Source organism: Nonomuraea sp. NPDC026600, assembly GCF_040638335.1.
GTDB lineage: Bacteria > Actinomycetota > Actinomycetes > Streptosporangiales > Streptosporangiaceae > Nonomuraea.
This window is the reverse complement of record NZ_JBEZYD010000042.1, coordinates 57397-69977: the sequence shown is the minus strand read 5'-3', so window position 1 is coordinate 69977 and position 12581 is coordinate 57397. Positions and strand designations below refer to the sequence as shown.

Here is a 12581-nt window from a genome sequence, read left to right as displayed (position 1 = left end):
CCGAAAGGGGCATCCCGACAAAGTTGGGCCGGCTCGGCGTCGTCAGGAGCGCCACGGTGAGGTGCGGTCGGCTCGGTGGCCGGTCGGGGCGTCCCGACGAGGCCGGGTCAGCTCGACAGGAGCGCCACGATGAGTACGGCGATCACCACGGCGGCGGCCGCGGCCACGGCCATCAGGACCAGCATGCCGTTGCGGTTGCCGGTGGGGCCCTGTTCGGGCTCCTTCGCGATGGCGAACAGATCCGTTCCCAGCCCCTGTCCGGCCTGGCGCTCCTGCCCCATCGGGGGTGGCGCCTGCTGCGGGCCGCGGGGTCCTGGTTGTGGGCCGCGCGGTCCTGGCTGGGGGTGCTGCTGGGGTGGGGGCAGCGGGTACACCTGCTGTCCCGGGGCCTGGTGGATGCGGGTGGTGACGGTGCTCTCCTCGTCGGAGCCACGTCGTGACGGGTCCTGCGGTCTGGGGGCCTTCGGACGCGCCACGCTGATGGTCCGCTCGGGGTCGTACGCACCGCTGGGGCGAGGCCCGGTCGGAACACCGCGCCCGGCACCACGCGGACCACCACCCGGGCTCTGCGGACCGCCACCGGAACCCTGTGAACCGCCACCAGGGCCCTGCAGACCACCACCGGGACCCTGTGAACCGCCACCCGGGCCCTGCGGACCACCACCCGGGCCCTGCGGAGCGTCGGCGGCACCGCGCCGAGAGCCCGCGGGCCCCTGCCCAGCGCCGGCGGGGCCGGACGGGGCGCCCGAGGGTCCGTGCGGCTGAACTCCGCCCGTCGGACTGGCGGTCCACACGTCGGAGGCCGCGCCTGCCCGTGCTGCCTGCGGTCCTGTCGCGGGGCCCTGAGGGGACGTGCCGGGCGCATTCGGCCGCGACCCGGCCCTACGACCCTGCGGCCCGCCTGCCTGTCCCTGGGGCCCGCCCATCGGCCCCTGACCGCCCCTCGCTTGCCCGCCCTGAGCAGCTTGCCCGCCCTGAGCGGTCTGGCCGCCCTGAGCCGCCTGCCAGCCTTGACCCGCAGGGCCGCTCTGACCGGCCTGCCCGCCCGGACCCGCAGGGCCGCTCTGACTGCCCGCCGCAGAGCCGCTCTGAGCGGCTTGCCCGCCTCGGCCGGATTGCCCACCTCGACCAGCTTGCCCGCCTTGACCGGCCGGACCGCCCGCCCCGGCCAGCGTCGGCCCGCTCGGACCGCCCGGACCGAACGCCCCGCTCGCCGCGTGCGGAGCCTGCGCATCCCAACCGGGCCCCGACGGCGCACCCTGGGCTCCACGGCCGGGTGCGGCGGGTGGAGTGCCCCACGGGCCGGCCGCTATGGGGGCCGGTCCGGCGGGTGACGTGTCGTTCGAGTCGGGCACGCCGGCCTCCTGGGCGATCAGGGCCTCGGCCGTGATCGCCTGCATCTCGCTCGTGGGCGTGTCGGCGACCATCCGGAGCAGGGTCTCCGCCTTGGCCGCCGTCAAGCGCCGCTTGTGGTCCTTGTCCAGCAGCCCGGTCAGCACCGGACGCAGCGAACCGGCCTGGGTGGGCGGGTCGGCGTTCTCGCTCAGCAGCGCGGCGAGCGTCTCCGCGATCGTGGCCCGCTCGTACGCCGGACGGCCCTCGACCGCGAAGTACAGCGTCGCCCCGAGCGACCAGACGTCGGACTCGGGCCCGGTGTACTCGCCCCTGGCGCGCTCCGGCGCCGTGTAGCCGGGAGAGCCGATGACCATGCCGGTCTTGGTGAGCCGGGAGTCACCCTCGGCCTTGGCGATGCCGAAGTCGGTCAGCACCACCCGGCCGTTCTCGGTGATGAGCACGTTGCCCGGCTTGACGTCGCGATGCGTGATGCCCTGGGCGTGCGCCGCGCGCAGGGCGCCGAGCAGGTCGACGCCGATCTCCGCCACCAGCCGGGGCGGCAGCGGGCCCTCTTCGTCGATCACCTGCTCCAGGGAGCGGGCCTCGATGAGCTCCATGATGATCCATGGGCTGTTGTCGTGGATGAGCACGTCGTGGATGGCGGCGACGGACGGGTGGTTGATCCGGGCGGCGATGCGCCCCTCGCGGACCATGCGCTCGCGCAGCTCGGCCCGCTGTTCCTCGGTGAGACCCGGGTCCTGGCGGATTTCCTTGACCGCCACCTCGCGCCCGAGCGCGCGATCACGGGCGCGCCACACCGTACCCATGGTCCCTCGACCGAGGGGTGCGATGAGCTCGTAGCGCTCCGCGAGCAGGCGTGTCTGCTGTTCCGGCATGAGAAGAAGATATCGATTCTCGCTTGGGAAGTGCTTTACCCTCGCTTGCGAAGTTCTCTTGGCCAGAACCGTCGAGGAAGGCACAACTTTATCACCGTCGCTTTGAAACGGGCATAAGTGGACGGAGTAGGTCGAGGCTCGACTCTCTTCCGATGGACGCCTTCACCCTGCCGGCGTTCTTGACGTGGTGGTGGCACCACCAAGGCGGCGGCCGTGGCCTCCGCCCGATGCAGCCCGCGGTGCGCGGGCCTGCGCGTGAAAGAGGGTGCGGTGATCACCGGCGTCGGCCGCCCCGATCCGCTGGGGGCCAGTGGCTCCTCCGCGGAGCCGCCCGCAGCCACCCTGGCCAGCATCAATGAGGCGCGTACGGAGTCGAGCCTGGTCTGCGGGTCGATGCGGAGCAGCGCGTCGAGAACCGGCGCCAGCGGCCCGGCCTTCGTCATCGGGATCGGCTCGCCACTGGTGAGCGCGGCCAGCGCGGCGGCGGCCGTACGGCGCCCATGCAGGCCCCTGCCCTCGACGGCGGTGTAGAGGGTCGCGCCGAGCGACCACAGATCGCCGGCCGGACTGGCCTTCGATCCCAGCACCCGCTCTGGAGCGATGTATCCGGCTGAACCGAGCACGATGCCCGCCTGGGTGATGGAAACGTCACCTTCCAGTGCGGCCAGCCCGAAGTCCGTCAGGACCGCCCGGTCCTCCATCACCAGCACGTTGCTGGGCTTCACGTCGCGGTGCAGGATCCCCTTCGCGTGTACGGCCCGCAGCGCGCCGAGGATCTGCCGCCCGATCTCGGCGGCCTTGCGCGGATGGAGCGGTCCGTCCTCCAGGATGAGCTGCTCAAGGGACCTGGCCTGGAGCAACTCCATGACGATCCACGGCCGGTCGTCCTCGGTGACCACGTCGAACACGGTGATGACCGAAGGGTGCGCGACCATCGCGGTCGCCCTGCCCTCGCGCTCGGTGCGGGCGCACAGCTCGGCCCGCAGCTCCTCGTCGAGCACGGCCGGCAGCCGGACCTCCTTGACCGCCACGTCGCGGTCGAGCAGCTCGTCGTGCGCTCGCCAAACGGTACCCATGCCGCCGCGACCGACCGGTTCGAGAAGCCGGTAGCGCGCGGCGAGTAGGTAACCGGAGGGCGCACGCATGGCAGGCAGCTTACCTATTTGTGTAAACCGACCAGTAGAGGCGGGGCCGATAAAATGTTGCGAAGTTAAGTCAACTCGTCTGACTCGTGACGTCAGCAAACCTGTCGGCCACATCGGTCCCGTTGATCAGGCTCCACGGACATTGCGATACCGCGAGTAGTAGGGGTGCTCCCGAGCGTGGTGCTCCCATGATGCTGGCAATTCGGCCCGATGACCAGCCTGCTCCCGCTGGACCGTTCGACCGTGCCGAGACGGTCATCTCCCGGCCGAACCTGCCTTTGTAGCGCGCCTCGGCCGGCCTGTCCAGGGTGCCGTCGGCGCCGCCGACGGACCCGGCCTGGTGCGGCGACAAGGTCTCGCCGGCGAAGGCGGGCTCGGGGTCAGACGTACGGGCGGGGTGGCGGCGTCGCCCGCGCGAACGGGTCCCAGGCCACTGACCTGCCGATACGGCGCCCGGCCCAAGTTGGTCACCAGGAATGTGCGCGATGCCCGGCAAGAAGTTCGCAGGTATCCGGCAGGGTTGCCGCTAGGGGTCTGACGCAGCCGTCAGCGACTTGTAAGGGTGTCGTAAGGGCTCTGGGGCACAGTGAAGTTAAGGGGAACTCATGGACCCACCGGCGGCCGAAACTGTCAGTGTCGGCGGTCACACTGGGAACATACGGCCCTGGTGCTTTACCGGAACGAATAGCCATGACGAGTTCGTTGAGGGACGTGATGAGGATGCGCCGCAGTCAGGTTCGTCGCCGACCGACGAAGAGGCCGATCGTGCCCGCGCTGGACCTTCGCACGCCGTCGGGGCGACAGCTGCCCTTTTGAAACCCACGCCACAGGAGCGTCTTCTGAGAGGTGCACGATGTGCAGTCACTACCCGCTCTGTCCCGCCGCCGACTCACCCGACCGTGAGGCTGCCCACGTGATCTCGGCTCACCCTGACCAGGGTTGGAGCCTGCTGTGCAATGGCGTGGTGCTGTTCGAGGACACCGGGTTGCTCCTTCCCGACGGCTCCGTCGTCGCGCCCCACCGCGGTCTCGTGGCCGCCTGAGCGTCACCCGACCGGTGCCGAACTGGCCCGAAACGGCCCACCCGGCACCCCTCGGCGACCGATTGACAAGACCCCCCAGCGGTGACCGATTGACGAGACCGTCAGTGGGGACCGGTTCGCGAGACCGTCAGCGGCGACCTATCGACAGGACCGGCCCGGTGCGATCGGTGAAGAAGTCGTCACCCTTGTTTGTCTAACGGCAACACCTCTACGATCACATCCATGATCGAGACCCCCCGCGTGCTTGGCGTGATCAGACTCAGTGTCACCACCGATGCCAGCACAGCCCCCGAACGTCAGCGAGACGCGATCCACCACTGGGTCAACGCCCCTCATGTCAGCGGAACCGTGATCGGGTGGGCTGAGGACCTGGACGTGTCCGGCGGCCTCGACCCGTTCAAGCGACCGAAGCTAGGTCCGTGGCTCACGGAGCGGGAGAGCGAGTTCGATGTCATCGCCGTACTCAAGATCGACAGGCTGACCCGTCGCTCGAAGCACTTCGCCGAACTGGTCGAGTGGTGCGAGAAGCGCGGCAAGACGATCGTGTCTGTGACTGAGGGCATCGACATGTCCACCCCCATGGGGAAGATGTTCGCTCAGATCATCGCGGCGTTCGCGGAGGGGGAGCTGAACACGATCCGTGCCCGGATCCAGGCCAGCGCGCAGACTCGTCTAGAGATGGGTGTGTGGACCGGGGGAGTGCTTCCGTTCGGATACCAGTTCACGGACAGCACGGCGGGCAAGGGCAAGAAGCTGGCCCAAGATCCCGAGTATGCGGCTCTCCTCAGAGAGATCGTGGACAGGGTGAAGACCGATTGGTCGGCCTACCGGATCGCCGTGGACCTCAACCGGCGCAAGGTGCCGACATGGCGGGACTATCTGCGCATCAAGTCGGGGAAGCCGCCTCGGGGAATCCAGTGGGCTTCGGCCACGATCGTTGCCATCGTCACCAACCCCACTGCGGCGGGGCTCTTCACCTACAAGGGGGAGCAGGTGGAGGACGATGAGGGTAACCCGGTCATGATCTCCTCCAACCCGATCATGACTCCCGATGAGTGGAACCAGATGGTCGTTCGGTTCACCACCGATGAACGGAAGGCGGTCAGGTCCACCCCCTCACGTTCGATGCTTGGAGGAGTGGCCACCTGTGGAGTTTGCGGTGCCAACATGTCGTCCGCCAAGAAGTCGAAGAACACCGCCAAGGGAACCGAGTACTTCTACTACGCCTGCAACAACCTCCAGACCGGCATGTGCCGGTTCCCGGCCCGAAGCACGCGGGAACGTCTTGATCAGTACGTGAACGACGCTGTTGGCCGCGCCCTCGGACAAGCCCCCGTGTTCGAGAAGTCATCGGTGGACTCCGGCCCGATCCGTACCGAGCTGGAGGCCGTGAAGAAGCGGCTCGATCGACTTGAGACGGACTACATGGCCGGTAGGTACGACGAGGAAGGACAGCAAGAGTCGTACTGGAAGATGCACAAGAGCCTCTCGGCGAAGATCTCTCGTCTTCGCGCGGAAGTGGAAGTGCTGGACAGCGCTCCGAAGTATGTGAACACGGGCAGGACCTACGCGGAGGTGTGGGCAGAGAAAGACGACGAGCAGAAGCGAGCTTTCCTCAAGAAGCACAACATCCGCATCGTCGTCTTCCGAGACCTGGTTGAGTGGGCCAAAGAGAGTGTCGTGGTGGAGTTCTTGAATCTAAAGGAAGTTATCCAGGGCAATAATCTTCAACTGGATGATCTGGACTACTACAGGACCGACTTCAACACTCCGCCTGGAGATGACGGGAGCTCTCTTCCATTGGAGCGGCTTACCGAGATGGCGCAGTCTCGTATCGCCATAAAACAGGAAGCATTGGCCCTGTAGTCCTCAAGCGAAATCGCCCCGCTACGGCGGGGCGTATCCATATCTGAGTGTAAGGAGTCTCCTGCATGGCGATCGTTCCCCTAGCCGGACTTGCGCAGCGGATCGAGCACGACAGTTTGTTTGTTATCGACGGGCTTGTTTCATCGGCCGGCACTCTTGTCTACGGCCAACCTAAGGCGGGAAAGTCGGTGATCATTACTCAGCTTGCGCATGCTCTGGCCAATGGGGAGCCCTTTTTAGGGGCTCCAATCAATAAGCCACACTCCGTGGCGGTTGCATTGAGTGATGCAGGGGCATGGCCAGAGTTCATCAGTCGGTACACGACGTTGGACCCAACCTTTAGGAATGTCATCTCGCTTACTGAGCCGAGGGGCTATGACCTCGAAAGGTCGCTGGAGAAGGCCGAGATCCTCATCGTCGATAATCTGGACGGCTTGTTGCCCCCGGATGCGGACCTCAACAACCGGCATACAGTCAAGCCGACGTTGGAGCGGCTCACCAAGCTCGTCCAATATGGCATGCCGGTTGTGCTGGTCCATCACGCGAGTAAGCCGGGATTGGGCAAGGGAAAGACGCCCATAGGATCGCAGTTCATTACGTCATGGCCACGGCATATTCTCTATTTGGAGATCAACGGGCAGGGTGCAGGAACGCATCGACTCACGGCACGTGGCAATCATGTACCAGACACCGTTTATCGTCTGACACTTGAGGACGGCGACGGCCTGCGCTTCACGGTGGCCCAGGCTGGTGAGGTTAGGCAGGCCGAGGACAAGCGAAAGCGGGACAAGGCCACGATGGACATGCGTCTCAAGCACGCCCAATGGCTGATGGAAAACTGCCAGGGCCTAAGTCGAAATGAGACGGCAAAGCGTCTCGCTGCTGAGTTCGACGGCAGTGAAAACACGTACAAGAGGTATCTCACCAAAGGGACGATTCCCGTTGTCCAGTCGGATGGACGCTGGCAGCTTACGGAGGCCGCTGATCAGCAGACCCGCTGACCACGGGGAACGGCAGGGTGGATACATGGGTACTGGATACCCTAATAGGTGGGTCTCCGCCCCACCCTTTACCCACTTGGACTCACTTGATAAGCCGCCCTTCGAGGGGCGGCATTCTTCGGCATGGTAACTACAGTAGGTTCATTCTGAGGGCCTTTAGAGAGGCCCTTGTGTAGTCAATAGGGACATGCAAGCAGGACCCCGGCCCCCACCGGGGTCTTTGTTGTTAGGGAAAGGAGCCAGCCAGTTTGGCCAACAAGATTTGCAATGAGACAGGCTGTCACGGCATCTCTCTGCCGAGGCAAGGCAGGTGTTCCGCCCACCGCCGCAGGGCGTGGGCCGTCAAATCCAAGAGGAACCTGTCCAGACCAACCGACTGGCGACGGCGTCGCAAGGCGGTCATGGAAAGAGACAGTGGAGTCTGCTACGTCTGCCGCCGCAGCAACGCCACCGAGGTTGATCACATTCTATGCATCGCCGAAGGCGGTAGCTGGGAGCTGGATAACCTCGCCGCTATCTGCGCCGAGGACCACAAGGCCAAGTCGTTCCGTGAGCGGCGGGCCAGCAGAACCCGTCGAACGAGCCGAGGTTGATTCGTTAGTTCGTTAGTTATTGGCCGACGGTCGTCAGAAAAGGGTGTGGGCAGTGTGAAAACCCCTTTCGACCTCGGCCTCTTCCCTGATCAGAGCCGCCAAAGGGCTCCAAGATGCGGAGACGCCCGCTCTCACAGAACGGAGTGTCTCCCCCCACTGACGACGAACATCGTGTCCGTCATCCCTCACATGACACATGATTCGTGCGCTACGGGGGTTCCCGTAGCTCACCGTGAGCATCACTACTTATGAGACTCAGGAAAGCAGGCAGACATGTTTCAGGACGGCTATCTCACACAGGCGTTTAAGTGTGGCCATTGCGCTAAGCCCGACAAAGAAATCCGGAAACTTGGTTCGGGCCGCCCTGGGCCTTGGCTTCGCTACTGCTCGACCGAGTGCCGTCAGGCCGCCAAGCGTGTACGAGATCGAGAGAAAGCGCAGGAGCGCTACCGCCTCAGCAAAGGCTTGTGCCTGAAGTGTGGACTCAAGATCGACGCCGAAGAGTTCGATCCGTACTGCTCACTGCGTTGTGATGATGTGCTGTGGGAGATCCGAACGGCCGTGAGCTGAGGTTTCTCGCACAAATAACCTATCCACCCCTCTAATAGAAGGTGGGGAGGGACTCTTCGACCCTCCTCATTCACGTACAGGTTGTTGAAGGCCCTCGGTGACCTCGTGCCGGGGGCCTTCTTCAGCCCACACCACACCCCGTTTGGAGAACAGAACTGATGATTACCCACGTCCAGCTTGAGAACATGAGCGCCCTGGAGATCCTCGCCGCCTGGCGTGAAGGAAACTTGGACCCTGCCATTCGCATCGTGTCCGTGAGCGGCGACCTGGACAACCCGAGGTCGCTTACCTACGCGTGGCAGGCGACGCCCGAGCATGACGAGCTGCGTATGCGCACCTGGTAGCCCCGACACGTACCCACGCATTGACTATCGAAGGGAGTAGCCGAAATGGACGACTCACCAAGTAACACGCTTGACGCCACCACCGAAATGGAGCCGGTGACCGAAGCACCCTTAGAAGGCTCTCAGATCGATTCTGAGACCGATAAATGGAAGAGCCTCAGCCGGACTAATGAAGCCCGCTGGAAGGCCGCCAGCGCCGAACTGGAGGCCGCAACGGCCAAGAGCTCGGAACTGGAACAGGCCATGGCCACGATGAAGCAGGAGCACGCTCTCACGCTCGCTGAGATCCAGCTCCAGCAGGCCGCCAAAGAGCGTGGCATGGAGCTGACTCCAGAGGCGATGTCCAAGTTGAACATGGCCGCCTTCCTCACCGAGGAAGGATCGGCAGACCTTCACACGATCACGGAGTTTGTTTCTTCACTCGGTTCGGCAACCAAGAAGCCCACGTATCCCCAAGATGTGGGCATCGGCCCGCACGGAGGAAACGGGGCACCCGTTGACCGCGGTGTGTCTCTGGACGCGCGGGCACGCCGCTAACCGCTACTGAAAGGTTCCCCTTTGGCAATTACCCCAATCCCCGCATACGCGCACGCAGGCACGCATGCGTTCGTTCCCACCGAGTGGAGCAACGAGCTACTCACCCAGTTTGATCCGCTGCTGGTCTGGGCCTCACCCCTGGTGGTGAACACCGACTACGAGGGCGACATCACCGCCCAAGGCGACCGAATGGTGGTCAACGGCCTCATCCGGCCCAACGTCGGCAAGTACGACGACGTGGCCGGGATGACGATCGAAGACCTGAAGACCGTTGAGCAGTACGTGGACATCTCCGAGGCCGACTACGTGGCCTTCTACGTGCGCAACATTGAGACGGTGCAAGCGGCCGGCGCCCTGGCCGCGCCGGCCGCTCTGGAGTCCATCCGTGCTCTGGCGGCCTCTACGGACACATTCGTTGGCGCGACCATTGCGGCCTCGGCCACCAGCCTCCCGCAGGTGAACGTAAGCGCCCAGCCTGACAGTCGCGACAAGGGCGAGGCGCTGCTGGAAGCCATCTTCGACATGATGGAAAGGCTCGACACTGGCAAGGTGCCGGACGGTCGATACGTAGTCGTCGGCCCCAAGGCCAAGCGCTACCTGATGCGCGCCCCCGACGTGGCCAACGCCGCCGCTCTGGGTGAGGCTGGCGCAACGGCCAACGGCGTGGTTGCACGCCTGGCCGGGTTCACACTGCTGTCCACCACGGCCATGCCGACCGGCGTGGACATTCTGGCCGGACAAAGGTCGTTCACCACGTTCGCCAGCCAGTTCACCGACTTCCGGAGTCAGCCAGTGGAGAAGTACCGACGCGACCAGATTGACGCCCTGCACCTGTACGGCGCACGGGTTCTGTCTTTCCCTGGTGGGAAGCAGCCCACCGGGCCGAACGTCGCCGTGAAGGATTCCGAGGGCCTCGTGAAGGCCGCTGTGAAGTGGACCGCCTAAGTTAATTCTGAAGACCCATGAAAGCCCCGGATTCAATAGAAGAATCCGGGGACTCTTCTTGCTTTCTGGACTGCGGATTTTGTATGTTTCTCCATCCCCGCAAGAAGACTGTAGCCCAGCTCAGAGTATGTTTGACGCCCTCTCGGAAAAGTCCCAGATTCGTACCTGGTCGGAGGAACCACCCCCCTCGGGGTCTACCGAGGGAAGGAAAGTGCATTACCCCAGGGTGTGGGCGATGAACTAACAAACAACGATTTTCCAGGGGTTTCTTAGTTTTGTGTTGACAGACAAAACTCGAATGGCTAGCTTTCTCGGCGCTGGCTCCGATTCAACCGAGTAACGAACAAACTCGGGACGGAGAAACCAGCGGCAGACATAACCAGCCCCAGAGCGATCAGACGGCAATCTCAAGCGCTCTGGGGCCGACAAGGGAAGGCTACCAAGCCATGCAGAGCAACGCTCCTGTCATCTCCAACGAGGCGTTCCACGGGCTGTTTGGCCGCATCACGGATGCACTCGACCCCTACACCGAGGGGTCCAAGGTCGGTGTCATGGTGTCTCTCATGTCGGCCTACAGCGCCTACATCGGCTACGGGCCGACCGTCGAGACCGGGAAGGGCTCTTCCCCGCTGGCACTCTGGGGCGTTCTCGTGGGGCGTAGCGGTGTCGGCAGGAAGGGCACGGCTACCGGCATCGCGAGGCGCGTGGTCGAGGGGGCGTTCGCGACCTTCGCCGAGGAGAACGTGGTGGAGGGACTCCCGGCCACGGGCTTGGGGTTCATCACGGAGTTGGCCGACCGAGCAGAGGGCACGCTGGCCAACCCGGTCTGGTTCATCGAGGAGGAGGGAGACGCGTTACTGTCCAACGCGCGTCGTGACGCCAAGGTGGGCATCTACCTTCGCAAGTCCTTCGACGCCCAGACCATCGCCCACAAGACCAAGGTGGATGACCTTCGGGTGAGGCGTCCGCACCTGGGCCTCACGATGCACGTGCAGCCAAGAAACTGGGCAGCGGTGGCGGGTGGTAAGGACGCCACCGGAGGGACGTGGAACCGTCTCCTGCCCGTGTGGGTGCAGCAGTCCAAGACCCTGCCCGTGTTCGAGTCCTCCGATGCTCACGAGGCCATCCGCCAGGCCGCACGAGCCCTGAGGCAGGCGGGCGACTACGCCCGACAGGTGGATACGGTGACCGTGCCGGGGCACGTAGCGCGCGTGTTCGAGGCCAAGCACAGGCCCATCGTGGAAGCCATGATCTCCACCGAGGCCATGAGCCAGTACGCCGAACGAGCCATGGCGTACATGATCCGGCTGGCTGGACTGTTCGCCCTGTCGGAGCGGCGAGACGAGATCAGCGAGCGCGACTTTGACGCTGCTCTGGCCCTGGTCTGCTACTCCATCGAGACCATCGCCTACGTGCTTCCCGAAGCTGAGGCTTCGGAGGAGGCCAGCCTTGCCGTGAAGGTGGAGAACTTCGTTCGTGAGGCCGGGCTGGAAGGCCGTACGGCCACTGAGATCTATCGAGCCCTGAACATCAAGGCGGCCGACCTTCGGGAGATCGTGACCCAGCTCGACACGATCGAGGTCGTCAAGGGGCACAGTGCCAAGGGCACCGGGGGCCGTCCGAGCATGCGCTACCTCTACGTTGACGCTCAGGTCCCGGAAACTAACGAACTAACCAATCTCGACGTCGAGAAAACTTCCGAGATCGTTTTGGAGCAGCCTGCCGAGTCGGCCACCACCGAGGAGGCGGCACCTGAGGAGGAGGCCGCTCCGGTGACGGAGACTCCGGCCTTCCTGCCCTTCCTGAGCGATGACGAGTGGGACGAGATCGACGCCGTGCCGAACGTCATGCCTGAGCCTGAGCCGGTGGCCCAGGCCACCGAGGAGTCCACCGTCTCGGAGGAGGCCGTGAAGGCGTTCCTATCCTCTCCTGCCGGAGCGGAGATGCTCCAGGAGATCCTGATGTCCATGATGGCCAAGCAGGCTGCGGCCAGTGCTCCCCAGATGGGCGCGGCGACCAAGGCCAAGGCTCCCCGGAGGAGCCGGGCCAAGAGCAACGCCGAAGCGCTCTTCCAGGCTCCTGAGGTAGCGGCCTAGTGTCCCGTAGGGCAGGCCCCCGGCTACGGTCGGGGGCCTGCCCATTGGCACGTCATCCCCGGAGGCCGGTACGTGAACTGGCTGACGTACGCAGCCATCGGCCGGGCGCGAGAGCCCCGCCTAGTGGCGAACGCGTCGGTGAGCATCAAGGCCGGCAAACTAAACCTGGCCCAGCTGCAGGCGACCTCGGAACCAGAGGACTTCACGGGAG

At 64.6% G+C, this 12581-nt stretch carries 11 protein-coding genes; 9 read left to right on the top strand and 2 right to left on the bottom strand.

What is annotated here, in order from left to right; all coding sequences use genetic code 11:
* Window positions 1–107: 107 nt before the first annotated feature.
* Both AB0F17_RS54685 and AB0F17_RS54680 read right to left on the bottom strand, forming a co-directional pair.
* Window positions 108–2231 (bottom strand): serine/threonine-protein kinase, encoded by a 2124-nt coding sequence (locus AB0F17_RS54685; protein WP_358041480.1) that lies wholly within the window; start codon window positions 2229–2231, stop codon window positions 108–110.
* Between the two features lie 35 nt (window positions 2232–2266).
* Window positions 2267–3376: a serine/threonine-protein kinase gene (locus AB0F17_RS54680; protein ID WP_358041477.1), complete on the bottom strand. Its 1110-nt coding sequence runs from the start codon at window positions 3374–3376 to the stop codon at window positions 2267–2269.
* A gap of 853 nt (window positions 3377–4229) precedes the next feature.
* On the opposite strand from AB0F17_RS54680, the gene AB0F17_RS54675 reads away from it, so the two are divergent.
* From AB0F17_RS54675 to AB0F17_RS54635, 9 genes are all read left to right on the top strand, one after another.
* Window positions 4230–4418: a DUF5999 family protein gene (locus AB0F17_RS54675; protein ID WP_358041474.1), complete on the top strand. Its 189-nt coding sequence runs from the start codon at window positions 4230–4232 to the stop codon at window positions 4416–4418.
* Between the two features lie 222 nt (window positions 4419–4640).
* Complete coding sequence (locus AB0F17_RS54670) at window positions 4641–6284, top strand: recombinase family protein (protein WP_358041471.1); 1644 nt, start codon at window positions 4641–4643, stop codon at window positions 6282–6284.
* Between the two features lie 65 nt (window positions 6285–6349).
* Window positions 6350–7285, top strand: a complete 936-nt coding sequence (locus tag AB0F17_RS54665; RefSeq protein WP_358041468.1) for an AAA family ATPase — start codon at window positions 6350–6352, stop codon at window positions 7283–7285.
* A gap of 401 nt (window positions 7286–7686) precedes the next feature.
* Window positions 7687–7878, top strand: coding sequence for an HNH endonuclease signature motif containing protein (locus AB0F17_RS54660; RefSeq protein ID WP_358041465.1), 192 nt, complete (start codon window positions 7687–7689; stop codon window positions 7876–7878).
* A gap of 273 nt (window positions 7879–8151) precedes the next feature.
* Window positions 8152–8448 carry a hypothetical protein gene (locus AB0F17_RS54655; protein WP_358041462.1) on the top strand — a complete coding sequence of 99 codons (297 nt, stop codon included), beginning with the start codon at window positions 8152–8154 and terminating at the stop codon, window positions 8446–8448.
* A gap of 158 nt (window positions 8449–8606) precedes the next feature.
* Window positions 8607–8792 (top strand): hypothetical protein, encoded by a 186-nt coding sequence (locus tag AB0F17_RS54650; RefSeq protein WP_358041460.1) that lies wholly within the window; start codon window positions 8607–8609, stop codon window positions 8790–8792.
* Window positions 8793–8837: 45 nt separating this feature from the next.
* Window positions 8838–9329, top strand: a complete 492-nt coding sequence (locus tag AB0F17_RS54645) for a hypothetical protein (RefSeq protein WP_358041457.1) — start codon at window positions 8838–8840, stop codon at window positions 9327–9329.
* Window positions 9330–9350: 21 nt separating this feature from the next.
* Window positions 9351–10274: a hypothetical protein gene (locus AB0F17_RS54640; protein WP_358041454.1), complete on the top strand. Its 924-nt coding sequence runs from the start codon at window positions 9351–9353 to the stop codon at window positions 10272–10274.
* 446 nt (window positions 10275–10720) lie between these two features.
* On the top strand, window positions 10721–12370 hold the full coding sequence (locus AB0F17_RS54635) for a hypothetical protein (RefSeq protein WP_358041451.1): 1650 nt from the start codon (window positions 10721–10723) through the stop codon (window positions 12368–12370).
* The last annotated feature ends 211 nt before the right edge of the window (window positions 12371–12581 follow it).

Bases quoted from the DNA above. Each gene is read 5' to 3' on its own strand.
- AB0F17_RS54685 (WP_358041480.1), bottom strand. From the start codon at position 2,231: ATGCCGGAACAGCAGACACGCCTGCTCGCGGAGCGCTACGAGCTCATC.
- AB0F17_RS54675 (WP_358041474.1), top strand. From the start codon at position 4,230: ATGTGCAGTCACTACCCGCTCTGTCCCGCCGCCGACTCACCCGACCGT.
- AB0F17_RS54655 (WP_358041462.1), top strand. From the start codon at position 8,152: ATGTTTCAGGACGGCTATCTCACACAGGCGTTTAAGTGTGGCCATTGC.
- AB0F17_RS54635 (WP_358041451.1), top strand. From the start codon at position 10,721: ATGCAGAGCAACGCTCCTGTCATCTCCAACGAGGCGTTCCACGGGCTG.
- AB0F17_RS54650 (WP_358041460.1), top strand. From the start codon at position 8,607: ATGATTACCCACGTCCAGCTTGAGAACATGAGCGCCCTGGAGATCCTC.
- AB0F17_RS54680 (WP_358041477.1), bottom strand. From the start codon at position 3,376: ATGCGTGCGCCCTCCGGTTACCTACTCGCCGCGCGCTACCGGCTTCTC.
- AB0F17_RS54670 (WP_358041471.1), top strand. From the start codon at position 4,641: ATGATCGAGACCCCCCGCGTGCTTGGCGTGATCAGACTCAGTGTCACC.
- AB0F17_RS54665 (WP_358041468.1), top strand. From the start codon at position 6,350: ATGGCGATCGTTCCCCTAGCCGGACTTGCGCAGCGGATCGAGCACGAC.
- AB0F17_RS54645 (WP_358041457.1), top strand. From the start codon at position 8,838: ATGGACGACTCACCAAGTAACACGCTTGACGCCACCACCGAAATGGAG.
- AB0F17_RS54660 (WP_358041465.1), top strand. From the start codon at position 7,687: ATGGAAAGAGACAGTGGAGTCTGCTACGTCTGCCGCCGCAGCAACGCC.